General features: G+C 70.8%; 20 protein-coding genes and 2 tRNA genes. 8 read left to right on the top strand and 14 right to left on the bottom strand.

Annotated elements, in window-relative coordinates; translation table 11 throughout:
- Positions 1 to 78 precede the first annotated feature (78 nt).
- Together ACN269_RS28580 and ACN269_RS28575 are read left to right on the top strand one after the other, a co-directional pair.
- Positions 79 to 1,074: an Acg family FMN-binding oxidoreductase gene (locus ACN269_RS28580; RefSeq protein ID WP_421475334.1), complete on the top strand. Its 996-nt coding sequence runs from the start codon at positions 79 to 81 to the stop codon at positions 1,072 to 1,074.
- A 97-nt stretch (positions 1,075 to 1,171) separates the two neighbouring features.
- Entirely contained in the window at positions 1,172 to 2,848 is a 1,677-nt protein-coding gene (locus ACN269_RS28575; protein ID WP_421476615.1) for a GAF domain-containing protein, read from the top strand.
- A gap of 106 nt (positions 2,849 to 2,954) precedes the next feature.
- On the opposite strand, the gene ACN269_RS28570 is transcribed toward ACN269_RS28575, so the two are convergent.
- Positions 2,955 to 3,593 carry a response regulator gene (locus ACN269_RS28570; protein WP_421475333.1) on the bottom strand — a complete coding sequence of 213 codons (639 nt, stop codon included), beginning with the start codon at positions 3,591 to 3,593 and terminating at the stop codon, positions 2,955 to 2,957.
- A gap of 194 nt (positions 3,594 to 3,787) precedes the next feature.
- Between ACN269_RS28570 and ACN269_RS28565 the strand changes: the two genes are divergently transcribed.
- Positions 3,788 to 4,762 carry an Acg family FMN-binding oxidoreductase gene (locus ACN269_RS28565; RefSeq protein WP_421475332.1) on the top strand — a complete coding sequence of 325 codons (975 nt, stop codon included), beginning with the start codon at positions 3,788 to 3,790 and terminating at the stop codon, positions 4,760 to 4,762.
- Positions 4,763 to 4,765: 3 nt separating this feature from the next.
- On the opposite strand, the gene ACN269_RS28560 is transcribed toward ACN269_RS28565, so the two are convergent.
- From ACN269_RS28560 to ACN269_RS28510, 11 genes are all read right to left on the bottom strand, one after another.
- Positions 4,766 to 5,416, bottom strand: coding sequence for a TOPRIM nucleotidyl transferase/hydrolase domain-containing protein (locus tag ACN269_RS28560; protein ID WP_421475331.1), 651 nt, complete (start codon positions 5,414 to 5,416; stop codon positions 4,766 to 4,768).
- A gap of 136 nt (positions 5,417 to 5,552) precedes the next feature.
- Positions 5,553 to 7,589 (bottom strand): beta-galactosidase, encoded by a 2,037-nt coding sequence (locus tag ACN269_RS28555; protein WP_421475330.1) that lies wholly within the window; start codon positions 7,587 to 7,589, stop codon positions 5,553 to 5,555.
- A gap of 71 nt (positions 7,590 to 7,660) precedes the next feature.
- Entirely contained in the window at positions 7,661 to 8,632 is a 972-nt protein-coding gene (locus ACN269_RS28550; RefSeq protein ID WP_421475329.1) for an acetylxylan esterase, read from the bottom strand.
- 42 nt (positions 8,633 to 8,674) lie between these two features.
- Positions 8,675 to 9,820: a galactonate dehydratase gene (gene dgoD, locus ACN269_RS28545; protein ID WP_421475328.1), complete on the bottom strand. Its 1,146-nt coding sequence runs from the start codon at positions 9,818 to 9,820 to the stop codon at positions 8,675 to 8,677.
- Entirely contained in the window at positions 9,817 to 11,082 is a 1,266-nt protein-coding gene (locus ACN269_RS28540; RefSeq protein WP_421475327.1) for an enolase C-terminal domain-like protein, read from the bottom strand. The genes dgoD and ACN269_RS28540 overlap by 4 nt, the downstream gene beginning before the upstream one ends.
- Before the next feature lie 55 nt (positions 11,083 to 11,137).
- On the bottom strand, positions 11,138 to 13,360 hold the full coding sequence (locus tag ACN269_RS28535; RefSeq protein ID WP_421475326.1) for an FAD-dependent oxidoreductase: 2,223 nt from the start codon (positions 13,358 to 13,360) through the stop codon (positions 11,138 to 11,140).
- 21 nt (positions 13,361 to 13,381) lie between these two features.
- On the bottom strand, positions 13,382 to 14,221 hold the full coding sequence (locus ACN269_RS28530; RefSeq protein WP_421475325.1) for a carbohydrate ABC transporter permease: 840 nt from the start codon (positions 14,219 to 14,221) through the stop codon (positions 13,382 to 13,384).
- Positions 14,218 to 15,165 carry a carbohydrate ABC transporter permease gene (locus tag ACN269_RS28525; protein WP_421475324.1) on the bottom strand — a complete coding sequence of 316 codons (948 nt, stop codon included), beginning with the start codon at positions 15,163 to 15,165 and terminating at the stop codon, positions 14,218 to 14,220. The genes ACN269_RS28530 and ACN269_RS28525 overlap by 4 nt, the downstream gene beginning before the upstream one ends.
- Positions 15,166 to 15,171: 6 nt before the next feature.
- Positions 15,172 to 16,482: an ABC transporter substrate-binding protein gene (locus ACN269_RS28520; protein ID WP_421475323.1), complete on the bottom strand. Its 1,311-nt coding sequence runs from the start codon at positions 16,480 to 16,482 to the stop codon at positions 15,172 to 15,174.
- Positions 16,479 to 17,375, bottom strand: coding sequence for an NAD-dependent epimerase/dehydratase family protein (locus ACN269_RS28515; protein WP_421475322.1), 897 nt, complete (start codon positions 17,373 to 17,375; stop codon positions 16,479 to 16,481). The genes ACN269_RS28520 and ACN269_RS28515 overlap by 4 nt, the downstream gene beginning before the upstream one ends.
- Positions 17,372 to 20,557 carry a sugar-binding protein gene (locus ACN269_RS28510; protein WP_421475321.1) on the bottom strand — a complete coding sequence of 1,062 codons (3,186 nt, stop codon included), beginning with the start codon at positions 20,555 to 20,557 and terminating at the stop codon, positions 17,372 to 17,374. The genes ACN269_RS28515 and ACN269_RS28510 overlap by 4 nt, the downstream gene beginning before the upstream one ends.
- Positions 20,558 to 20,914: 357 nt before the next feature.
- Here ACN269_RS28510 and ACN269_RS28505 point away from each other — a divergent pair, with 357 nt between their 5' ends.
- Positions 20,915 to 21,616: an IclR family transcriptional regulator gene (locus ACN269_RS28505; RefSeq protein ID WP_421475320.1), complete on the top strand. Its 702-nt coding sequence runs from the start codon at positions 20,915 to 20,917 to the stop codon at positions 21,614 to 21,616.
- A gap of 66 nt (positions 21,617 to 21,682) precedes the next feature.
- Here the strand turns inward: ACN269_RS28505 and ACN269_RS28500 are convergent.
- Together ACN269_RS28500 and ACN269_RS28495 are read right to left on the bottom strand one after the other, a co-directional pair.
- Positions 21,683 to 21,757 (bottom strand) — tRNA-Val (locus tag ACN269_RS28500).
- 47 nt (positions 21,758 to 21,804) lie between these two features.
- Positions 21,805 to 21,877, bottom strand: a tRNA-Gly gene (locus ACN269_RS28495).
- A 149-nt stretch (positions 21,878 to 22,026) separates the two neighbouring features.
- Here ACN269_RS28495 and ACN269_RS28490 point away from each other — a divergent pair.
- From ACN269_RS28490 to ACN269_RS28475, 4 genes are all read left to right on the top strand, one after another.
- Positions 22,027 to 22,272, top strand: a complete 246-nt coding sequence (locus ACN269_RS28490; protein WP_421475319.1) for a DUF6458 family protein — start codon at positions 22,027 to 22,029, stop codon at positions 22,270 to 22,272.
- A 100-nt stretch (positions 22,273 to 22,372) separates the two neighbouring features.
- Positions 22,373 to 23,107, top strand: a complete 735-nt coding sequence (locus ACN269_RS28485) for a GNAT family N-acetyltransferase (RefSeq protein WP_421475318.1) — start codon at positions 22,373 to 22,375, stop codon at positions 23,105 to 23,107.
- Positions 23,108 to 23,195: 88 nt separating this feature from the next.
- Positions 23,196 to 24,128: an ABC transporter ATP-binding protein gene (locus ACN269_RS28480; RefSeq protein WP_421475317.1), complete on the top strand. Its 933-nt coding sequence runs from the start codon at positions 23,196 to 23,198 to the stop codon at positions 24,126 to 24,128.
- Positions 24,125 to 24,844 (top strand): ABC transporter ATP-binding protein, encoded by a 720-nt coding sequence (locus ACN269_RS28475; RefSeq protein WP_421475316.1) that lies wholly within the window; start codon positions 24,125 to 24,127, stop codon positions 24,842 to 24,844. The genes ACN269_RS28480 and ACN269_RS28475 overlap by 4 nt, the downstream gene beginning before the upstream one ends.
- Positions 24,845 to 24,851 lie beyond the last annotated feature (7 nt).

Genomic DNA, 24,851 nt, shown 5'->3' with positions numbered 1-24,851 from the left:
GCCTCAGGATGGAGCGGCAACACACCGCGCGACAACGCCGGGTCAGGCACGATGGGCAGAGACGGAAAGGTCGTGACGATGAGTCAGGAAAGCCAGCTGACCACCGCGCTGGCGGAGGCTGCCACCACCGCCGGCCACGCCCCCTCGGTGCACAACACGCAGCCCTGGCGTTGGCGGGTCCTCTCCGATGCGCTGGAGCTGCACACGGCCGCCGACCGGCAGCTCCTGGCCGGCGACCCGGAGGGACGACTGCTGGCGGTCAGCTGCGGCGCAGCCCTGCACCACGCCCGGGTGGCGCTCGCCGCCGAGGGCTGGCGCGCAATGGTGCAACGCCTCCCCGACCCGGGCGACCCCGGCCTGCTGGCCCGCCTCTCCGACCTGACCCGGACCGAGCCCGACCCTGATGCCATGCGCCTGGTGCAGTGCATGTCGGTGCGGCACACCGACCGACGGCCGGTCAGCGACGAGCCGGTGCCCACCGCCGCGATCGGGGAGATCACCCGGGCGGTCACCGCCGAGGGCAGTCGGCTCCAGATCCTCGACCGCGACCAGGTGTTGGAGCTGGCCGCCGCGGCCGGGCACGCCGGCGCGGTCGAGGCCGAGGACCCGGAGCTGCGCGCCGAGCTGGCGTACTGGACGAGTCGCGCCGACACCGGCACCGGCCTACCCGCCGACGTGCTGCCCGCCGAACCCACGCAGACCACCGTCCCGAGCCGGGACTTCGGCCGTCCCGGAAGCCTGCCGATCGGCCCCGGCCACGACCACGCTGCGGTGTACGCGCTGCTGCACGGCGACGAGGACGAGCGGGACAGCTGGCTCCGCGCCGGTGAGGCCCTCTCCGCCGCCTGGCTGACCGCCACCCGGCTCGGTGTGTCGGCGGTGCCGCTGAGCGCGGTGGTCGAGGTCGAGGGCACCCGGCAGACACTGCGTCAGGTGCTCGCCGGCATCGGTTTCCCGTACCTCGTGCTGCGCCTGGGGATCGCGGACCCGGCCCACGCGGGACCGCCGCACACCCCGCGACTGGCCGGCGAACAGGTGGTTGACACCTCCGCGGTGCGCGGCGACCGGCGCTGACGGGTCGATCGTCGCGAATCGTCGGCGCTACGATCGCGCGGTGACCAGCAGCGTCCCGCAGCCCCGTCCGGAAACCCCGGTCACGCCGTCGCTCGGGCTGAGCCCCCTGTCCCGGGTCCGCCTCGACGAACTGCTCCAGGAGATGCTGGACCGGGTCGGCGAGGTGATGACCAGCCGGGAACGGCTACGGGCGCTGCTCGACGCGGTCGTCGGCATCGGCACCAACCTGGATCTACGCACCACCCTGCGGCGCATCGTGCAGGCGGCCTGCGAGCTGGTCGGCGCCCGGTACGGCGCGTTGGGCGTGGTCGGCCCGGACCGGCTGCTGCACGACTTCATCGTGCACGGCATCACACCCGAGCAGCACGCGCGGATCGGCGACCTGCCACACGGGCGGGGCGTGCTCGGCCTGCTCATCGACGATCCCCGCCCGCTGCGCATGCCGGACATCACCCAGCACCCCCGCTCCTACGGCTTCCCCGCCAACCACCCGCCCATGCACAGCTTCCTCGGCGTGCCGGTACTCATCCGGGAACAGGTGTTCGGCAACCTCTACCTGGCCGAGAAGCAGGGCGGCGCCCAGTTCACCGAGGACGACGAGGAGATCGTCGTCGCGCTCGCCGCCGCCGCTGGCGTGGCCATCGAGAACGCCCGCCTGTACGCCCTCGCCCACCGGCGGGAACGCTGGCTCGCGGCGACCGCCGAGATCACCACGGTGCTGCTCGGCGAGGTGCGTCGCACCGACGCGCTGGCACTCGTCGCCCGCCGCGCCCGGGAGGTCGCCGAGGCGGAGTTGGCGCTGGTGCTGCTGCACGACGCCGACACCGCGCAGTTCACGGTGGAAGTGGTCGACGGTGTGGACGAGGGGGCCCGGGCGCTGGTCGGCGCGGTTCTGCCGGCCGCCGAGACCAGCTTCGGCGCGGCCGTGGCGCAGGGGCGGCACGACCAGGTGGACGACCTCGCGCACGCCGCGCCCTGGCCGGCGCTGCTGCACACCGGGCCCGCGATCGTCTCGCCGCTGGCCACCGCGGAGACACTGCACGGTGTGCTCATCGTGGCGCACCGGCCGGAGCGTGGCGGCGGTGCCAGCGAAGAGGACGTGGCGCTGCTGGGCAGCTTCGCCGGCCAGGCGGCGCTGGCCATGGAGCGGGCACGTGGTCAGGAGGAGCGCGAGCTGTTGGTGGTCCTGGAGGACCGCGAGCGGATCGCCCGTGACCTGCACGACGTGGTGATCCAGCGACTCTTCGCCACCGGCCTGCAGTTGCAGAGCGCCGCGCCGATGATGGCCCGCCCCGAGGTCGCCAAACGGATCAACGCCGCCGTCGACGACCTCGACGACACCATCCGCGACATCCGGCGGACCATCTTCGAGCTGCGCACACCGATGACCGCCGCGCTGCGCACCGAGATCCGCGAGGCGATCGAACTGGCCGCCGAATCCCTTGGCTTCAAGCCGCACCTGGAGCTGACCGGCCCGGTGGACAGCGCCGTCCCCGACACCATCCGCCCGGAGCTGGCCGCCGTGCTGCGCGAGGCGCTGTCCAACACGGTCCGCCACGCGCGGGCCACCCGCGTCGACGTGGCCGTACGCGTCGACGGCGGTCAGGTGAGCGTGACGGTGACCGACGACGGGGTGGGCTGCGACCCAGGTACGGCCCGAGGCGGCCTGGTCAACCTGCGCGAACGCGCCGACCGCCTGAACGGCACCTTCACCATCAACCCCGCGGACCCCCACGGCACCGAGCTCCGCTGGTCAGTGCCGCTCGGCGACTGACCTGCGCGGAGAGTCTCGCCGATCTTGCAGTTTCGGTGAACGGTATGCGCCTTCGGGTCGGTTTTGTCGGCGCAGAAAGTGCAAGATCGCGGAGGTGAGGGGGGCGTCAGGGGGTCTTGCCGAGCAGGCGGGTTGCCAGGACCGCGGCCTGGGTGCGGCGTTCCAGGCCCAGTTTGGCCAGCACGCTGGAGACGTAGTTCTTCACCGTCTTCTCCGCGAGGAACATCTTTCCCGCGATCTCGCGGTTGGTCAGCCCTTCGGCGACGTACTCCAGGATCCGCCGTTCCTGCTCGGTGAGCGACTTCAGCTCGCGCGGCTGTTCGACGCCGTTGCGGATCCGGTCCAGCACCCGCGTGGTGATCGCCGGATCGAGCAGGGACTGCCCGGCCGCGACCCGGCGCACCGCGTCGACCAGGTCGGTGCCACGGATCTGCTTGAGCACGTACCCGGCGGCACCCGCCATGATCGCGGCGAACAGGGCCTCGTCGTCCTCGTACGAGGTGAGGATCAGGCCCTTGATGGACGAGTCGACGGCCCGGACGTCGCGACACACGTCGATGCCGTTGCCGTCGGGCAGCCGGGCGTCGAGGATCGCCACGTCGGGCCGCAGCGCCGGGATGCGACGCGACGCCTCCTGCGCGGAGCCGGACTCACCGACCACCTCGATGTCACCGCTGCTCTGCAACAGGTCGGCCAGGCCACGGCGGACGACCTCGTGGTCGTCGAGGAGGAAGACGCGGATCATCCCTCGTTTCTACCGGTGCCGCACGACGGGTGCACGGGCCGAAGGTCCCGACCCGAGGTACCGACGGTCGCTGGGGCGGTCGGGCCCGGTGGGTCGGGACGTCCGGCCCTGCTCGTCGCCGTCCGATCGGCGGACCGTGAGGGGTGCGCCAGCCGTCCCGGCTCGACGACCGGCCCAGGGGAAGGAGCACCGCCATGAACATCGGCTACACCGGCGACCACCTGCGGGCCGCCGCCGCCAGCGCGGTCCGGGCGCCGTCGCTGCACAACACGCAGCCGTGGCGGTTCCGGCTACGCGACGGCGGCATCGAGGTGCTGGCCGACCCGTCACGGCGGCTGCCGGCGACCGATCCCAGCGGCTGGGGCGTGCGGATGGCGTGCGGCGCGGCCCTGCTGAACCTGCGGATCGCGTTGGCCGTGGCCGGCGTTCCCGCCCGGGTGCGACTGCGCCCGGACCCGGTCGAGCCGGACCTGCTGGCCCGGCTGGTGCCGGACCTCCCGCGCCGGCCCAGCCCCACCGAGCAGAGCCTGTACACCGCCATCCCCCGCCGGTTCAGCAACCGGCTGCCGTTCTGGCCGGACCCGGTGCCGTCCGACGCTCGCTGGCGGCTCGGCGAAGCGGCCCGCGCCGAGGGGTGCTGGCTGGAACTGCTGGTCGGGGTGAGCGCCGTGCACGCGTTCGGCGAGATCGCCCGCGGCGCGCACCGGGTGCTGGAACGCGACCCGACGTACCGCGCCGAGCGGGAGCAGTGGCTGCGTCACGGGCCCGCGCCGGACGGCGTAGCCGCCTCGGCCGGCGGCCCGCAGCACGAGCCGCAGGACGTGCTGCCGGCGCGCGGCTTCGGCGGACGCGACCGCGCGCCGGGACGGGACTTCGAACCCGAGCCGCTGGTCGGCGTGCTCGGCTCGGTCGGCAACACCGCCGTCGACCAGGTGGTCGCCGGGCAGGCCCTGCAACGGGTGCTGCTCACCGCCACCGACGCCGGGTTGGGCGTGTCGATGTTGTCCCAGCCGATCGAGGTGCCGACCGCGCGGGAGCAGCTACGCGTGTCGCTGGGACGCTTCGGCACCCCGCAGATGGTGCTGCGCATCGGGTACGGCCAGCCGGGCCGACCCACCCCGCGCCGCACGGTCGACGACGTGCTGGAGCTGCCGGTCGTGCCGGCGTGAGACTCAGTCGGCGAGCAGTCGGTCCAGCGGGCGGGGCACGCGATCCGGGTCGAGCGCCCGCACGAGCGCCTCGGCGTAGCGGGCCTTGCGCCCACTCATGGTGCCCAGGAAACGACGCAGTTGGCGCTCGATCGACCGTCCACGTTGGGCGGGTTGGTTCTGGAAGATGCGCAACCGGGCGAGGTCCCCCTGGTCCGCGATGACCCGCTGCACGCCGTCGCTGCCCAGCGCACGGATCAACTCGTCCTCCAGATCGGCCACGCAGACCCCGAACCCGAGCGCCTCCAGCGCAGGCCGGTCCAAGGCGGCACCGAAACCCGCCTGTTCCAGGCCACGGCGGAAGAAGCCCTCCTCGGCCTCGTCGCACAGCCCCCGTACCGTGACGGCGAGGCCCTGCGGTCCGAACAGCCGCAGGTACCGGCCGACGCTCATCGCGCCGCCGAGCGGCACCACGCAGACGCCCTCACCGGCGAGGTCACGGTGCCGTCGATCCGCGAGTGCCTCCACCGCGCGCTGGTCGCTGGCCCCTTCGACGAGGACGACCGCACGCAGGCCGACCGCCGACTTCCGGGCCGCGTCGGCGGCCGTCGCGGCATCGGGACCGCCGGCCGCCCAGACGTGTACGGCGGCGCGGAAGCGGTCCGGTTCGGGCACGGGACCGAGTCTCGCAACGGTTGGTCCACCAACGCCACCGGATTCGCGACGGTCGGCCGGCGGCTGCCAGCTGTCCGCAGGTCGACGGCCGTGCGGGCCGCGACGTCCAGCACGCCGAGGTCGGCGCGGGTGAGCATCACTGACCCGCCTGGTCCGCGACAGCGGCGCGACGCAGGACCGCCACGGCGTGCGGTGCCAGGACGGCGGTCCCGGAACCGAGCCGTTCGCCCTCGACGGCGGAGATGTCGAGGGTCTGCCCGGTACGGTTGATCAGGAACCAGTACGGTCCGCGTACGGCCAGTTCGACGCGGCCGCGCAGGCCCGGCGGAAGTTCGCTCTCGATGCCGGCCCACCGCGCCAGGTCGGCCAGGACGACGGTGAGCCCAGCGGGCCGCAGACGGGTGGAGACGTAGGCGGCGGATCCGGACCCGACGGCCCGACGGGTGATGGCCGCGCGGCCATTCTGGCCGCCCTGGCGGTACCGGGCCAGGACCTCGGTCGCGGGGTCCGCCAGGTCGATGCGGTCGGTCCACAGGGTGCCCACCGCGTCGTTGTCGAGCTCGACGCTCTGCTCGTCGGTCAGGGGAGCGAACTCTTCGATCCTGATGCCGAGCAGATCGCGCAGGGCTCCCGGGTAGCCGCCGAGCCAGACATGGTCGTGCTCGTCGACGATGCCGGAGAAGTAGGTGGTGACCAGGTGGCCCCCACGGGTGACGTAGCCGCGTAGCCGGTCGGCGAGCGCGCCGGGTACGACATGCAGGATCGGGGCGACGAGCAGACCGTAGCGATCCAGCGGCGCGCCGACGGGAACCACGTCGACGCGGATACCGAGTTCGAGAAAGGCCGTGTACCAGTCGAGGGCCTCCTGCCGGTAGCGGAGCCGGTCGCTGGGGTGCGCGTCGTGTTCGGCCGTCCACCAGGACTCCCAGTCGAAGACGATGGCCGCGCCGGACGGCCGACGCGTCGTGCCGGCCACCTCGGCGAGATCGCGCAGCGTCGCACCGAGATCGGTGACGGCGCGGAAGACGGTGCTGTCGACGCCGGCGTGGGGCAGCATCGCCGAGTGGTACTTCTCGGCGCCCGCCGCGGACTGCCGCCATTGGAAGAAGCAGACCGCGTCGGCGCCGTGGGCGACGTGCGTGAGCGAGTCCCGGGCCATCTCGCCGGGCCCTTTCGCGACGTTGATCGGCTGCCAGTTGAGCGCGCTGGTGGAGTGCTCCATGAGATACCACGGCCGCCCGCCGGCCAGGTTCGAGGTGAGGTTGGCGGAGAACGACAGTTCGTCGTGCGCCTGCGGGCCCGGCGTCGTGTAGTGGTCGTTGGCGACGAAGTCGACCTCGGCGGCCCAGTCGGCGTAGTTGAGGGCCTTGGACCAGCCCATGACCATGAAGTTGGTGGTGACGGGAACGTCCGGGGTCACTTCGTACAGCACGGATCGTTCGGCGCGCAGGTGGTCCTTGAGCGCGTCGGAGGAGAACCGCTTGAAGTCCAGTTGCTGCGTCGGGTTGGGGTGTGTGGCCGTCCGCCGCGGTGGCAGGATCTGCGTCCAGTCGCTGTATTGCTGCGACCAGAACGTGGTCGCCCAGGCCCGGTTGAGGGCGTCCAGGGTGCCGTACCGGCGGCGCAGCCAGTCCCGGAACGCGGTCGCGGCGTCATCGGAGTAGTCGTAGGCGTTGTCACCGCCCAGTTCGTTGTTGACATGCCAGGCGGTCAGCGCCGGGTGGTCGCGGTACCGCTCGGCGAGTGCGCGGGTCAGGCGGAGCGCGTGCCGTCGGAAGATCGGCGAAGTCGGCCGCCAGTGCTGCCGGGCCCCGGGCGAGATGGTGTGGCCGTCCCGGTCGACGGGCAGGATCTCCGGGTGCATCGTGGTCAGCCAGGGCGGCGGGGACGCGGTCGCCGTGGCCAGGTCGACGGCGATGCCGTGGGCGTGCAGCAGGTCCATGACGTCGTCCAGCCACCCGAAGTCCCACACGTCCGCCTGGGGCTGGATCCGGGCCCAGGAGAAGATCGCCAAGGAGACGATGTTCACGCCGGCCACCTGCATGGCCCGGACGTCCGCGTCCCAGACGTGACGTGGCCACTGCTCGGGGTTGTAGTCGGCGCCGAACGCGAGGCGGCGCCGGGACGGGTCCGATGGCCAGCGCAACCATCGATGATCGTGCTGCGGCTGCATGCCGGCTCCTCCTCCGCGGTGCTGTTGATGGTGACGTGGGGCCGGTCGGCGCCGGCTCGGCTGCGCTCCGCTCACCCGCTGAGCGGCTTGGCGGCGAACCTCAGCTTTTCGATCTCATGGAAGGCCTGGCCCCCTTCGTGGCCGTTGAACGGGTAGACGCGGATCTCCTTCGGGCCGGCGTAGTGGTTGTACGAGGCGTACACGGTCGAGGGCGGGCAGGCCTGGTCCATGAGCCCGACGGAGTACAGCGCCGAGGCGCTGGCCCGCTTGGCGTGGTTGGCCGTGTCGAAGTACGAGAGCGTTCGCATCACCTGGTCGCGTTGGTCCCGGCGGACCTTCAGATAGCCGGTGATCTCGGCGTACGGCGAGGCGTCGGTGATGGTCAGCGCGCGGGCGAAGTCGGCCAGGAACGGAACGTCGGGCATGGCGGCCACCAGGCCCGAGGCGAGGCCGGCCACGGCGGTCGCGATTCCACCGCCCTGGCTGGTTCCGGTGACGGCCACTCTGGTCGCGTCCACCTCGGACAGCTCCCGTACGGCGTCGACGGCACGGACCCCGTCGGTGAAGACCCGGCGGTAGTAGTAGCTCTCCGGGCTGGCGATGCCCCGGGTGGTGAAACCCGCGATCGCGGGGTCACCAAAGGGGTCCGGATCAGGGGTGTCCCCCTTGGGGCCCTTCGCGCCTTGACCCCGGGTGTCCATGATGAGGTGGGCATATCCGGCCATGGCCCACAGCGGTCTCTCATGCGGCAGGCCGCGGCCACCGCCGTATCCGACGTACTCCACCACGGCGGGCAGTGCACCGGTGCGGGTGACGGGCAGGTGCAGCCATGCCTTGACCGGGTTGCCGTCGTAGCCGGCGAAGGTGACGTCGAGGGTGTCGATCAGTGCGAGGCCGTTGTCGACCGGCGTGGCGGTGAGATCCAGCGAATGGGCGCGCGCGTCCTGGAGCGTCGCGGTCCAGAAGCTGTCGAAGTCCTCCGGCTCCGCGATCGCGGGCCGGTAGCTGCGCAGCAGGTCTTCGGGCATGTCGAACAGTGCCATGGCATCTCCAGGGTGGCTGGTTGGTCGGGGGGCGAAGGGTGGTCACCACTCGGTGAAGGCGCCGTCCGGGCCGCGCCAGACGGGGGAACGGAAGCGGTGCCCCCGTGCCGCCGCCGCCCGCACCGCGTTCTCGTCGACCTCGATGCCGAGGCCGGGTGCGCCGAGACGCTCCACGTGCCCGTCCCGCAACCGCAGGACGTCGGCGTCGACGAGGTAGTTCAGGCCGTCCTGGCCGTTGTTGTAGTGGATGCCCAGGGCCTGTTCCTGGATGAGGAAGTTGGGAATGGCCAGGTCGATCTGCAGGCATGCGGCCAGGGCGATGGGGCCGAGCGGGCAGTGCGGGGCCAGGACGGCGTCGTACATCTCGGCGACCGCCGCGATGCGCCGGACCTCGGAGATGCCTCCGGCGTGCGAGAGGTCGGGTTGGACGACGGCCACTCCGGCGTCCAGGACGTCCCGGAACTCGCGCCGCGTGTAGAGCCGCTCGCCGGTGGCGATCGGCAGTGTGGTCGCCGTGACGATCCGCGCGATGTCGCTGGAGTACTCCGGCCGCAGCGGTTCCTCGACGAACAGCGGCACGTACGGCTCCAGCAGTGACAGGAGGCGGCGGCTGGCGGCGATCGAGGCCCGGCCGTGCAGGTCGATCGCGACATCATTGTCGGGGCCGACCGCATCGCGGACCTTGGCCAGGAGATCGACGACGGAGCTCAGGCCCGCGAGTGTGTCCAGGAACGCCATCGGGCCGGGCGGTGCGATCTTGACGGCGGTGTATCCGGTCGCGATCGCCGCCGCGGCGTTTTCGGCGACCTGTTCGGCGGTCTCGCCGTACGCCCAGCCGTACATCCGGACGCGGTCGCGTACCGGCCCGCCGAGCAGTTCGTGGACCGGCGCCCCGCGGACCTTTCCGGCGATGTCCCACAGCGCCTGGTCGATGCCGGCGACGGCGCTGGAGAGTACGGGGCCGCCGCGGTAGAAGCCACCGCGGGTGAGGACCTGCCAATGGTCTTCGATGCGCATCGGATCGCTGCCGACGAGCAGGTCGGACAGCTCGCCGACGGCGGCCTGGACGGTCTCGGCGCGGCCTTCCACGACCGGTTCGCCCCAGCCGACGACACCGTCATCGGTGGTGATCTTCAGAAAGAGCCAGCGGGGCGCGACGAGGAAGGTCTCCAGACGGTCGATCTTCACGGCGCCACGATCCCGCCGTCGAGGTGCCGTACCTGGGCCGACCACCGTTCGTGGAGGTGCTCCACGGGCGGGTACTTGGCCGCCTCCGCCTCGTCGAGATCGATGCCCCAGCCGGGCGCGTCCGACGGATAGAGGAAACCGTTGCGGGGTGCGAGCGTGCCCGGGAACACCGCGTGGACGTCGGGCGAGTACTCGTGCCCCTCCTGGACGACGAACGCCGCGCTGGTCACGTCGAGCGCGACGTTGGCCGCCGCGCCGACCGGGGACACGTCCGTCGGCGCGTGCCAGGCGGTGCCGACACCGTGGAGTTCGCACAGGGCGACGAGCTTGCGCGCCGGGCTCAGGCCGCCGATCGAGGAGATGTGCAGGCGCAGCAGATCGACGCCGCCACCCGTCACGAGCCGGGCCGCGTCGGCCACCGACGCCACCTGCTCGCCGACGGCGATGGGCATGGGTGCGGCCGCGCGGACCTCGCTCAGCCGGTCGTAGAACTCCGGGGCGATCGGATCCTCCAGGAAGAACAACCGGTACTCCTCGAGCTGGCGGGCCAACCCGACGGCCTGCTTGACGGTCAGCCGGGAGTGGACGTCGTGCATCAGGTGCGGCTCGGGCCCGAGGGCCGCGCGGGCCTGCGCGAACAGGTTCGGTGTGTCGCGCAGGTAGCGGTGCACGTCCCACCCGCCGGGGTGCGGTGTTCCGGGGTAACCGCCGGACGTGGCCGGAGCGCCGTAGGTGCCGATGCCGGGGCTGCCGACCTGGAGCCGGACGTGTCGGTAGCCCCGGTCGAGCAGGGCGCGGGCCTGCTCCAGGGTGTCGTCGACGGTGGCCCCGCCGGCGTGCAGGTACGTGTCGGCCGCCGCGCGGACCCGCCCGCCGAGCAATTCGTAGACGGGCATGCCGGCCCGTTTGCCGGCGATGTCCCACAGCGCCTGGTCGACGCCGGACAGAGCGTTGTTGGTGACCGGCCCGCTGCGCCAGTACGACGAGAAGTGGACCATTCGGAAGATGTCCTCGATGTCGGCCGGATGGCGGCCAACGAGCAGCGGCGCGACATGACGGTCGACGGTGGCGGCGACCGCGTGGAAGCGCTGGGTGAACGTCGCGCAGCCGAGCCCGTACAGGCCGGGATCGTTGGTGTCGACCCGGACGACGACGAGCGGCACGCCCTCCGGGGCGGTGACGATCGACCGGACGCCGGTGATGCGCAGCCGGTCTCGGCCGGGCCAGGGTGCCTGCGTCTCCGGCATGGGATTGAGGGGCACGAACGTGGTCTCCTGTTCGGGGATCGTTGCGTGGATGGACTGCGACGGCGGGCCGTCAGGCGTAGGCCCGTACGGCGATCAACTGGGCCGAACCGGTGCCGTTGGTAGCGGTGACGACGACCCTGATCCGGTCGGTCACGATCGGGTCCGCGAGGCGGTGCGTGCGGTGCCGCTTGCGGTTGTCGGCCACCGACACGAGCGGTTGCCAGCCGGCCCCGGCGACGCGGGCCTCGATCCGGTAGTCGCGCACGAGCGTCGGCATGAGCGTGAACGGCATCCGGTGATGGGGCAGGTTGATCAGGTCCTCGTTGACGTCGTCGTTGGCGATGATCTCGACCCGGCTCACCGTCACCGGCTCGGCCCAGGCCAGTTGCAACCACGGCTCGCCGTCCGTGGCGAGGGTCCGCGACATCCACAGGTGCGGTCCGGCGAAGGGGCGCAGGTACCCGTCGACCACCTTGTCGGCGGAGTAGGCCGCCGTCGGACCGGTGCGCAGGCAGAAGGTCCGGCGGCGCAGGGCCGCGCTCTTCCATTCGAGCACCGGTTGCCGCTCCGTGCGGCCCGCCGTCGGCGGCACGTGCGACAGGGACAGGATGCCGGGGACTGTCGTGTCCGCCACGTGCAGGGTCACGGCGCGGTTGGCCCGTACCCGCAGGAAGGCGTTGCGCGCGGTGGATGGCGTCCAGGCCAGCGGGAGGCGGACCCATTGCCGCACGCCCACTCCGACCGGGACCTGCACGGTGTCGATCAGCGCTCCCGGTACGTAGTTCTGTCCGAGGCCGGTGTCGTAGAGGTCCACCACGAGCGTCGTGGCCTCGGCCGCGTCGACGAGGAGTTCCGGCCCCGCCAGGGCGGGGTCGACCGGCAGCACGATGCCGGCGTCGGCGGTCAGCGGCCACCTCTCACCCGGTTCGGTCACCTCGATCCCGTCCAGCGTCGAGGACGCCGTCACCAGCGCCGAGCGGGCCTGATCGGTGGGATCGGCCGCGGCCACGCCGATGAGCGACGCGTCGGAGCGCAACAGGGTCTGCTGGAGGTGGCCCGCGTCGAGTTCGCGTGGGGCCACCTTTGCGTCGAGGCACAGGGCGGCGGCGGTTCCCGCCGCCTGGCCCAGCGTCGCGCAGGTGGCCATCACCCGGGTCGACCCGAACGCGATGTGGCTGGCCGAGACGTTACGCCCGGCGAACAGCAGGTTGGTGGTGTTCACCGAGTACAGGCACCGGTAGGGAATGGGGTAGACGCCGTCCGGGTGCAGGTGTTTGGAGGCGGCCTCCGTCGCGTACATGCCCTGCGGGGGATGCATGTCGATGGACCAACCGCCGAAGGCTATCTGGTCGGGGAAATCCCGCTGGCCCATGATGTCGTTCTGGGTCAGCACGTGGTCGCCGATGAACCTCCGGTACTCCCGCTTGCCGGGGACGGCCCCGACCCATTCCAGGGTCATCGTGTCCGCGTCGAACCGGCCCGAGTTCTTGATGTGGTCCCAGATGCCGTAGATGACCGACCACAGTTCGTCCCGGATGACGTCGTTGTCGTGGACGGTGTCCAACTCCCCGCCGTACTCGATCCACCAGTACGCGGTGCCGTTGTCACCGGCCCGGATGATGCGTCGCTGCGGGATGCTGGTCTGCGTGATGTCCTTGGCGAACGACGGCGGCACGTAGGTGACCGGCTCACCGGCGTCCTTGGTGTAGAAGAGCAGGGTGCTGCCGAGGGTGATGTCGTCGGCCTCGGCGGGCGCCCAGGGTTCGCCGTACTGGTCGCTGGCCTCGCGGCCGATGCGGTACTCGGCGCCGGCCAGGTGTCCGACCAGTCCGTCGCCGGTGCAGTCGAGGAAGATCGGCGACGAGAAGTGGATGAGCCGTTCCGAGCCCATCATCCATCCGGTGACGGAGTGGATCTGACGCGCCTCGGGCGGCCCGTCCGCCTCGACGTCCCGGACGTCGGTGTTGAGGTACAGGGAGATGTTCGGTTCCGCCCGCACGGCGTCGAGCACGACCGTGTCCCACACGTACGGGTTGCCCTGCGGGTTGCGGTACTGGTTCTCCACGAACAGCTCACCCATGATCCCGCCTTCGCGGGCGTAATGGTTGTCGCCGTGGCTCGTGGCGCCCACCACCCAGACCCGCACCTCGCTGCTGGAGTTGCCCCCCAGCACCGGCCGGTTGTTGATCAGCGCAACCGTCCGGCCGAGGCGGGCGGCGGCGATCGCCGCGCACACACCCGCCAGACCACCGCCCACCACTGTGATGTCGTGTCCGGCGTGTTCAACACGCATGGTGATGAGCCTCCGTCGGTGTCACTTGAGCCCCGTGCGGCTCAGTGCGGACAGGAACTGGCGCTGGAACACGAGGAACACGATGATCATCGGTACGACCGAGGAGGTGGCCGCGGCCATCGACAGGCCACCGGCGAGACCGCCGTCGCCGTCGACGAACCGGGTCAGGCCGACGGGAAGCGTGTAGTTCTCGTCGGTGGAGAGCATGATCAACGGCGTCTCGTAGCTGTTCCACGACCAGACGAAGCCGAGGATCGCCAGTGCCGCGAGGACGGGCTTCGCCATCGGGAGGTAGATGCGCCAGTAGATCGACCATTCGCCGGCACCGTCGATGCGTGCGGCCTCGGCCAGTTCCCCGGGTACCGCGGAGAAGTGCTGGCGCATCAGGAAGGTGCCGAAGACGGTGAACATACTCGGCAGGATCAGCGCCCACAGGGTGTCGTACAGGCCGACGGCCTGGAAGAACATGAACCGGGGCACGAGCAGCAACTGGGTCGGCACGATCGAGGTCGCGATGTAGAGCAGGAACAGGCGGTCGCGACCCTTGAACCGCATGCGGGCGAAGGCGTACCCGGCCAGGGAGGACGTGAACAGCTCGCCGGCGACGGCGACGGTCGCCACGATCAGGGAGTTGGCGAAGTATCGCATCAGGGGTGGGTCGCCGGCCCAGACGTCCGCGTAGTTGACCCACCGAACGGGGTCGGGAATCCACGTCACCGGAAGCGTGAACACGTCGATGTTGCGTTTGAGCGAAGCCGAGATCATCCACAGCAGCGGGAGGGCGAAGAGCACGGCGATCGCCCACATGAGGACGCTCAGCAACCAGGTGCGCAGGGTCCGGTCAGTACGGCTGCGGGTCATGTGTAGAGCCCCCGTCCCTTCTGGAACCGCCACAGCACCAGCGTCAGCAGCAGTACCGCAGCGAACGTGACGACGCCGATCGCCGCGGCGTAGCCGAACTTGTAGGCCTGGAATCCGGACTGGTACATGTAGTAGGCCAGCACGGTGGTGGACTCCCCTGGGCCGCCGCCGGTCAGGAAGGCGATCAACCCGAACCCCTGTGACGTGCCGATGAACGACGTGATCGCCAGGAAGACGGTGGTCGGCATGAGGCTCGGCCAGGTGATGGTGCGGAACCGGCGCCACGCGCCGGCGCCGTCGATCATCGCCGCCTCGTGCAGGTCCTGGGGCAGTTCCTGTAGAGCGGCCAGGTAGATCACCGCTTGGTAGCCCATGCCGGCCCACACCTGGATGAGCACGAGTGCCGGCAGAGCCCAGTTCTCGGACACCAGCCAGGTCGGCGGCTCGGACAGACCCAGGAACCGCAGGGCCTGGTTGAGCAGCCCGGCGCTGGGGTTGAGCACGAGCAGCCAGACCATGCCGATGGCGACCGTGTTGACCATGCTGGGTACGAAGAACACGACCCGCAGCGCGGCCCGGCCGACCAGCGGCCGGTTGAGGGCCAGCGCGAGCAGCAGGCCGAAGGCGATCGACAGCGGAACGCCGAGGCCGGCGAAGAACACCGTGCGGCCCAGGGCCTTCCAGAACTTGGGGTCGGCGAACAGCTCCGCGAAGTTGTCCAGGCCCACCCACTCGATCCCGCCCAGGCCGGACAGCACGTTCCAGCGGGTGAACGCGATGCCCAGCCCGGCCAGCATCGGACCGAGGGTGAAGGCGATCAGTCCGATGAGATTGGGAGCGATGAACAACCACGGCAACCAGGAACGGACCCCGGCGGGCCGGCGCTTCTGCTCCCGTACGACGGGCGGTACCGGTGACCGGGCCGACCCAACCAGAGTCTGCATGTGTCTCTAGGCCGCCTTCTTGATCGCGGCGTCGCACTGTTCCTTGGCGGTCCGGGCCCACTGGTCGATGCTGATGTTCCCGAGCAGGACCCGCTGGTTGAGCCCGTTCATGATCGTGGTGATCTCCGCGTGCGCGGTCTGGATGGCGTCCACGGGGATCCGCGCGTCCGAGGTCAGCAGGTTGGTGACCAGCGACTGCTCGTCGAACAGCTTCGCGGCGTCGGGGCCGCCCAGATCGGCGGCCAGTTTGGCGGTGTCGCCCCCGGGCAGCGACGGGAGCCGGCCGCCGGGCACCATGTGTGCCGCGCCTTCGCCGAGCCAGAACTGCAGGAGCGTGAAGGCGGCGTCCTGGTGCTTGGACTTCTTGGTGATCGCCACGTTGTCGCCGTAGGCGCCGGTGTTCCAGAACTGCGCGCCCTTCTGCGGCGCCGGCATCGGCAGCAGCACGGTCTTGAAGTCGTGCGGATACTCCTTGGTGTCCTTGATGTAGCGCATGACGAACGGCTGAGAGATCCACATCGCGACCTTCCCCGTGAGGAACGGGGTCTGGGCGAACGCGTCCCACTTCTGGGCGACGATCTCGGTCATCGGAACGGCGGACTTCTCGGCCATCATGTCCAACCGCAGTTGGAAGTTCTCCCGGAACGCCGGGTGGTCGAAGTTGGACTCGCGGCCGCCGGCCTTGTAGGTGAAGTCCGGACCGAGCTGCTGGCGGGCCAGGTCCGGCGGGATGAGACACCCGTACACGCCGTTGCCGGAGAGCTGCTTCGCGATCGCGCGGAAGTCGGCGGTCGTCCAGTCCGTCGGGACGGTCACTCCGGCCTTGTCGAGCAGGCTCTTGTTCGCCAGCACCGTCTCCACGCTGCGGCTGGCCGGAGCGGAGTACGCCTTGCCGTCGAAGAAGTAGTTGCTGGCCGGATTCGCCCCGGGGGCGAAGACCTTCAACACCGGGTCACCGGCGAGCCGGTCGGTGAGGTCGGTGAGCAGACCCGCTTCCACGCGCTTGGCCAGGGCCGAGCGCGCGTACGAGACGACCACGTCGATGTCGAGACCGCCCTGCAGCGCGGTGTCGAGCTTGAGGTTGCCCTGATCGTCGTTGACGAAACGGGTGTACTTGACCTTGATGTTCGGGTGCTTTGCGGTGAACGCGGCGAACAGGGCGTCGGGTCCGTTCTCCGCAGGGACGCCGCCCCAGACGTTGAGGGTCACCGTGCCGTCGGCACCGGAATCGTCCTTGCCGCAGGCCGCGAGGAGGGCGGCGGAGCCCAGTCCGGCCGCGCCCGCGAGCAGGCGTCGGCGGCTGATCGTACGTGTCATGACGTCACTTCCTGAGGTGTCGATGGTGGCTGTCCGGGTGGGGACAAGGGATGGAGGTGCTCGGGGGTGAAGCCGAGCAGCCGCGTCGCTCGACCGGTGTCGATGGCGACGCCCCGGCCGGTCAGTCGCGTCCGCCGGGGCACCCCCGGCAGGTGTTCGTCAAGCAGTGCCTCCGTGTCGGTGGCGCTCAGGGTGTCCGGGGCGGCGACGAACATCGGATGGAATCCCGTCAGAGGGGCGGTGAGGGCCAACAGGCCGGCGCGGGCGGCGTCGCGGGTGTCCAGGTACGCCCACATTTCCTTGGCCCCCCACTCCGGGTGTTCGGCGTAGTAGCGGGCGTAGGTGTCGAACTGGTCGCCGGGACCCCCGAGCAGGGGCAGGCGCAGTGCGACGACGGTCATGTCGTGCCGGCGGGCCATCATGGCGCCGATCGCCTCGTCGGTCTGCTTCGACAGCGCGTACGGGTCGGCCACCTGCAACGGCAGATCCTCGTCGAGGGGCAGGTAGGCCGGTGTCTGCGGATACGGCGACCAGGGCAGGCCGGTCACCGACAGGCTGCTGGCGAGCACGGCCCGCCGGACGCCCCGTTGCGCCGCCTCCTCCAGCACCGTGAACGTCGCCTGGGTGTTGGTGGTGAACACCTCGTGCGGTGTACCGAGGGTGGGCGCGGGGATGGCCGCGCAGTGGAAGACGGCGTCGACCTCCGCGAGGGCGTCGCGTACCACGATCGGGTCCCCGGCGGATCCGGTCACCATCCGGCCCGCCCGGGTGTCGCCCGGGTCGTGCAGGTCGAGACCGGTGGTGGGGATGAGGCGGTCGGCGAAGAGCGTCAGGGCCGCGCGGCCCAACCGTCCGGCCGCACCGGTGACCAGGACCCGCCGGGGCCCGCTCATGGCGTCATCACCTGCACCGGCCGGAACTCCGCGGTGTTCTTGGCCAGGACGATGCCGCCGCCCCACTGGATCCAGCCGGCCCGGCCGATGCCGTCGTCGTCATCGTTGACCACGAAGGACAGGGCGATCGGTGCGGTGGGCGGACCGCTGAGCCCGAGTGCCGACCAGGGCACCGACACGCGGTAGGAGGTGGTGGTCCCGTTCCGGACGATCGCCGCCGTCGCGCCGGGCGTCGCCCCGGCCACTCCGCCGGCCGGTGGCGTGAAGGTGTACACGGCCGGACCGGTGCCCAGCAGCGCCGCGCCGATCTCGACGCGGGCGGTCGACCGCCCCGGAAGGTCGGGGCTGACCGCCAGTTGGATGGAGTCGCCGTCCCACATGCTGCCGGCCGTCTTCGTCTGGGCGTGGACGTTGTCGGTCACGTCGGCCGTCAACCACAGGGCGTCCGCGGTGCGGGTGAGCTTGACGGTGCCCGACAGGTCCGCCGTGCCGCCGTAGGGAACGCGCCGGTAGTCGACCGCGCCGTCGGCCGCCAGATTCACCGGTACGACGGCGTTCTGTCCGTCGGCCTCGATCGGGTTGAAGCCGACGGTCCCACCGGCCCGGAACGCGCCCAACTGGGCCGTGTCGACGCGCACCGACATGTCGTAGGACTTCCACGGGACGATCCCCGCGACCGGTATGTCGACCGAGGTGACGGAGTTCGGCGGTACCGGAGCGACGCCGCTCACCGTGCCGCTCTGCGTCCCCACCGTCCAGGCGATCTGTGCCACGTCCAGAGCCGTCGCCGACTTGTTGTTGGTGATCTTCACCCGCAGCGACCCACCGAGCGGCCCGACGGACGTCACGATCGGATCGACGGTCGCCACGACCGGGTCGGTGATCATCGCGTCGTCGCGCAGCACCATCGACGCCGATCCGCCGGACCCGGCCCGCACGTGCACTGTTCGCGGGCCCTTCACCGTGCTACCGGGAACGGTGACGGTCTTCGTGCCCACCTGCCCGGCCGGCGCGTACACCGCGTAGGTGCTGTCCTCGATGTGGAAGTTGGTCCACGTGCCGCCGCCACCGTGGGTCCGGTCCACCTTCAGCGTCACCGGGATGTCGTCGCCGACGGCGACCGTGTCCGGAACCGAGACGGAGTACACCTCCGGGTTGCTCACCGCGAGGGCCGTCGGCTTGCCCCTGGTGAAGACCGGGTGCTCGGTCAGGTCCAGCGTCACCTTGCCCTGCAGGGGTTCGAGGGTGTTCGACCGGCCGTAGGCGTTGGTGACCGTGACGGGAGTGGTGGTGCTCAGCTCCACCTGGGTCGGTGTGGTCGCCCACATCACCCGGACCGGCGTCTTGCCGGCCCCGCCGGCGAACTCGTACGAGTAGACACCCGAGCCCAGGTTGTCGGCGGCACGGAAGTTCAGACCGGCGAGTTGCCGGATCAGGACCGACTGCGTGACCAGCGCCGGCTTCGGGGCGTAGGCGTTCATCCCGAGGTATCCGGGACGGCGCATCACGCCGAAGTTGTACTCCTGGTTCGACGCGGTCGTACCGTCGTTGAGGAAGTCGTACCAGTAGTAACGGCTGGCCCCGTTGGCCACGGCCAGGCTCGCCGTGCGGACCAGGTAGTCGCCCTGCTGCAGTTCGGTGACGCCGCCGCTGGTGTGGGTCGGGTATCCGTTCTCGGTGATGTCGATCGGCATGTCACGACCGTTGTTGTAGCGGCGGATCAGGTCCTTGAACGTCGGGATCATGGTCACGCCGCGGACCTCCGGCGGCGCCGGGAAGCCGTAGAGGTGCGCGCTGAAGCGGTCCATGTACCGCAGGCCGCCGATCTGGAACAGCTCCTCCCACCACGCGGGTCCGCCGCCGGCCGGCGCGACGACCTCGGCCTGCGGGTGGTCGGCCTTGACCTTGGCGTAGGTCGCCTGCAACAGAGGCAGGTAGCACTCCGGGGTACGACCGCACAGGCCGTTGTTGAAGCCGCCGTCGAACTCGTTGTACACCTCGACCTTGTTGGTGCCGGAGAGGGTGAGCATCGCCGAGGCGTAGGCGGCGAAGGCGGCGTGGCCCTCCGGCGTGCTCGGCGTCTTGCCACCGTCGTAGAGCGGGTTGGCGAACGCCGCGACCAGCAGCGGCTCCATGCCGTTGGCGGCCAGCCCGTTGAGGAACGGGGCACCGTAGGTGGGCATGGTGTAGGTGCCGGTGGTCTTCTCCACGTGCTGCCAGGACAGGGCGTCACGGACGTGGGTGTAACCGACCTTCGCCATGGTGGGAATGAGACTGGCCGGGTCGCTCTGGGAGAAGTGGGTCCCGACCCCCCAGGGCGCGCCGGGCCGCCGGGCGTCGGCGGGAAGCGCGTCCAGCAGCGCCACCGGCGTGTACCGGGTGACCGGGAGTCCACCCACCTCGGCCGTGACGCCGAGGGTGTAGTAGCCGGGCTTGACCGTGGCGAGGTTGACCGTCGCCGTGCCACCGGACACCGCGGCCATGCCACTGGCCGCCGGCACCCCCTGCTCGTCGGCGACCGCCCAGCTCACGCTGGCCGCGCTGGAGGTCACCGGGATGGTCCGCGGCTCGGATCCGCTGAAGACCAGGTTCGTCGCGGTGATGCGCACCGCCTCGGCACTGCTGAAGCTGACCGAGACGTCGGAGACGCACAGGTCGGTGGCCGACCGCCCGAGCCGGCTGTCCCAGGAGGCGATGCGGAAGTCGGCGCCGGACGGCAGGTCGCCCTTGAACTCGGCGTCGGCCAACTGGAAGACGTAGGAACGCCAGACGTTCCCGCCGGTCAGCGGAACGGAGTCGCCGGCCCGGTTCTGCCCCGTGCCGTCGTACTGGATGGTGAAGTGTCCGGGGCCGGCGTCGAAGTAGCTGACCTTGACGAACGCGTACCCGGTGGTGGCGGGCTGCCGGGCGGCATCGACCCGGAAATACAGGAAGTCATTGGTGATCGGCGTCTGCGTGGTGGTCCAGCAGGGGCGGCCGCCCCGTTCGGTGGCCGCCGCGGAGATCTGGCCGGAGGCGTCGCCGGGGTTGCCGGCCATGCCGTTCCACTGTGGAGTGGACGAGAGCACCGCGGAGGCCGCGGCGGTGTCGGCGAACGCGGGAGGCGCGACGCCGATCATGGGTAGACCGATGAGAACGGCCAGTCCGGCCGCGACGTGCGTCCGCCACCTGTGGCGGCGCACGTTCGAGGGTCGTATCAAGTTCGTCACCTCTCGGCTCAGCCACGGTCCGCGCGCTGGCGCATCGTCGTCCCGTGACGTGGGCGCGTGGCGAGCCGACCGGCTCGCCACGGTTCACAGCATGTGGCGCCTTTCCGTCCATGGCGGCAACCCGCCGGACCCACCCCGTGATGTCAGAAGCCGACCAGGACAGCAGTCATCGCCCCTGCTGGAGCAGGGTGACTGCGGCGACCGGGCGGGATCGTTGGTCAAGTGCGGCGAGCGTAATGGTGCAGTAATAGCACCGTCAAGACACGTCGATGAAACCCGAGCGACACGAGCCCGTAGCGCTCCGCAATGGATTGATGCTATAAATGCAACATGCTGCCGTCTCAGCCGAACAAGTCGCTCCAGGATGGGCTCGACTGCCTGCAGTTGCTGGCCAGCTCCGCTGAGTCCCTCGGCTCACGCGAGGTCGCACGACGGCTCGGGCTGGAACCCTCACGCGCGAACCGGCTGCTCAAGACCCTCGCGCACATCCGGCTGATCGAACAGGACGAGCGGCGTCGCTATCGCCCCGGCCCGGGAATCCATGCCCTGGCCGCGCAGAGCCTCTTCGGATCGGGCCTGATCCGCCGCGCGCTCGGGCCTCTCGGCGAGCTGCACGTCCACGGTCACACCGTGGCCATGGGTGTGCTCTGGCGCGACCAGATGTCGTACCTGTACCACGCCGACCCGGGCATGGACACCAGCACGGCCCTCGGCCGGATCGGCCTGTTCCCGGTCGCCCGATCCGGGCTCGGAATGGCACTGCTGGCCTCCCAGGACGACGAGAACGTCCGCGAGATGTGGGCGACCAGCGCGAACGAGACCCCGGTCGAGCAGGTGCTCGCCGATCTCGCGGAGATCCGCGAAGCCGGTTTCGCCCTGCGCACCGGCAAGACCGAACGCACCGTCGCCGTCACCGTCGGCTCGGCGCCGTACGCCGCGATCGGCATGTCCGGCCGGTTTCCCGACGCGCACATACCCGAGCTCGTCAGCGCACTGCGCCACGCGGCGGAGAAAATCGAGAAGAAGGGCTGAGGCGGAGCAGAAACAAGACGCCCGTTACCGGAGATCCGGTAACGGGCCAAGTGACCTGCTCATGAATGGTGGGCGATACTGGGTTTGAACCAGTGACCTCTTCCGTGTCAAGGAAGCGCGCTCCCACTGCGCCAATCGCCCGTGGTGCCCGCCCGATCCGGCAACCATGCCGGCCGAGGCGAATCGCGAGCGGACGACGGGATTCGAACCCGCGACCCTCACCTTGGCAAGGTGATGCGCTACCAGCTGCGCTACGTCCGCACGTCCCCGGCTACCGCCGGCAACGGAGCAAACTCTACCCGATGCCAAGATCGGCCGGCGCGGCACCCTCGGGCGACCGCGATTGCGCTGCTCGACAGCGGGGTACTGATGAACCTCGACAGCGCACCACACCCCCTAAGGAGGCTGTCGTGGGTATCGGCACCAGCATCTTCCTGATCGCGCTCGGCGCGATTCTCACCTTCGCCCTCGACGCCAGCGTCGGCGGCATCAACCTCGACGTGGTCGGCTGGATCCTGATGGGCGCCGGCGTCCTCGGTCTGATCATGACGACGTTGATCTTCCAGCGCCGCCGCGGCGCGGTCGTGACCACCACCGAGCAGCCCGTCGAGTACCGCCGGGTCGAGGAGCGGCGGGACATCGCCCCGCCGCTGTGAGGGGCTCGGGTGAACGGGCCGGCGACCTCCCCGCGAGGATGCCGGCCCGTCACGTTTCCCCTGGTGAGAGCAGGTAATTGCCCGCGTTACGATCCAGCTCATGGAGTCCCTCGACACGGTGCTGGCCGCCCACCGGTGGTACCTGCTCGGTTGGAACATCGGCACCGGCGGCGGCCCGGACCTGCCGACCTACCGCAGTGACGTGCCGCACGCCCCTCTCAACGGCGTACTGCGGGTGGCCGGGCCGACGCCCGGCGAGGCGCTCGTCGAGGCCCGGCGACGCCTGCGGGGCGTACCCCGAATCTGGTGGGTCGGGCCGGACAGCGACGCCGGCACCGCCGACGGCCTGGTCGCCCTCGGAGCGACCGAGGTCGCCCGCATGCCGATCATGGCGGTGGCGCTCGACACGGTGGCCGAGGCCCCGACGCCCGCCGGCCTGCACATCGCCGAGACCGACGACCTCGACGCCTTCGTCGCGGCCTACGCCCGGGTGTCCGGCATCCCCACCGAGGGTGTCCCGGCGACGATCGAACGGGAGAAGGCGTTCAGCGGCGACGGCACGGTGATCCGGTTGGCCGGTCGCCGCACCGACGGCCGGATCGTCGGCACGGCTGTCGCCTGGCTCAGCCACGGTCTGGTCACGCTCTACTTCGTGGGCACGCAACCCGAGCAGCGCCGGCAGGGCATCGGCGCGGCCATCACCCGGGCCGCGCTCGACCTGGCCCGGCAACGGGGCGCCCGTACGGCAGCCCTCACCTCGTCTCCCGTCGGCGAGGGAATCTACCGCCGGCTCGGCTTCCGGCCGGTGGGCGCGTTCCGGCTGCTGACCTTCTGACCGTTCGACGACAGATCCTCGTGCCGAACGCGAAATAACCGCACGAGAGGCATGGTCAACGAGGCCGCCGGTTGCGAGACTGCTGGGAATGTCCACCACCCCGCTGTCCCTGCCGCAGCCGTCCGCGCGGGCACCCGAGTTCGGCCGGGACGCGCTCATCGTCTGCGAGAACCTGGTCCGGATCTACCAGACCGGTTCGATCGAGGTGCAGGCACTTCAGGGACTGGACCTGGCCGTGGAGAGCGGCGAGATGGTCGCCGTCGTCGGCGCCTCCGGATCGGGCAAGTCGACACTGCTGTCCATCCTGGCCGGCATCGACGCCCCCACCGCCGGCCGGGTCCGGGTCGACACGTGGAACCTGCTGGCCATGTCCCGCGCGGACCGGGTGGACTACCGGCGGCGCACCGTGGGGTTCGTCCGGCAGCAGACGGCGAGCAACCTGATCCCGTACCTGACCGCGCGGGAGATGGTGGACCTGCCGATGACGGCGGCCCGAACCCCGAAGAAGGAGCGGCAGGAGCGCGCGGCCGAACTGCTGGACAGCCTCGGCGTCGCCGACTGCGCCGACCGCCGCCCCGGCCAACTCTCCGGTGGACAGCAGATGCGGGTGGCGATCGCGGTGGCCCTGGCCAACCAGCCACGGGTCCTGCTCGCCGACGAGCCGACCGGCGAGTTGGACGCTGCCACGTCCGCCGAGGTCTTCGGCGTGCTGCGGGACGTCAACCGGCGCTACGGCGTCACCGTCGTCGTGGTCACCCACGACCCGGCGGTCAGCGGCCAGGTCGAACGAACCGTCGCGATCCGCGACGGTCGCACCAGCAGCGAGGTGCTGCGCCGCGCCACCACCGACGCGGAGGGTGACACGCACATGATCGCCGAGGAGTACGCCGTGATGGACCGTGCCGGACGGGTCCAGGTGCCCCGCGAGTTTCGCCAGGCGCTGGCGCTGACGCGACGGGTCCGGCTGGCCCTGGAACCCGACCACATCACCATCCGCTCCGACTCGCGCAGCGGCGAATGAGCGAGCCGTTGCTGCGGGTGCGGGACGTACACCGCAGCTTCCACACCGGGCCGACCGTCGTGCACGCCCTGCGCGGCGTGTCGTTCGAGGTGGCCGCAGGTGCCATGGTGGCCCTCGTCGGACGGTCCGGCTCGGGCAAGACCACCCTGCTCAACGTGATCGGCGGCCTGGACCGTCCGGACGCCGGCACCGTGCACGTCGACGGCACCGACGTCACCGCGCTCGACGAGGACGGCCTGTCCCGGCTGCGGCGCGAGAAGGTCTCGTACGTCTTCCAGAGCTTCGGGCTGATCCCGGTCCTGTCGGCCGCCGAGAACGTCGCCGCGCCGCTGCGGCTGGCCCGCGTCGCCCCGCCCGAACGCGAGCGGCGGGTCGAGTTGCTGCTGGAACTGGTCGGCCTGGCCGACCACGCCCAGCAACGGCCGGCCGAGATGTCCGGCGGCCAACAGCAGCGGGTGGCGATCGCCCGCGCGCTGGCCGCCTCGCCCCGGCTCCTGCTCGCCGACGAGCCCACCGGCCAACTGGACGCCGAGACGGGCCTGGCGGTGATGGCCCTGCTGCGCGGGGTGGCGGAGTCCGAGGGCGTCACCGTTCTGGTGTCGACGCACGACGCGGTGATGATGGCCCTGGCCGACCGGGTGATCCGCATCCACGACGGGCACCTCGACGAAGAGCCGGCCGGGCAGGCGTACGAGCCGGTGCGGGACGCCAGGTGACACGACG

This window comes from Micromonospora sp. WMMD736, from assembly GCF_049179015.1.
In the GTDB taxonomy this organism is placed as follows: Bacteria; Actinomycetota; Actinomycetes; order Mycobacteriales; family Micromonosporaceae; genus Micromonospora.
This window is presented reverse-complemented; position numbering and strand designations above follow the sequence as displayed.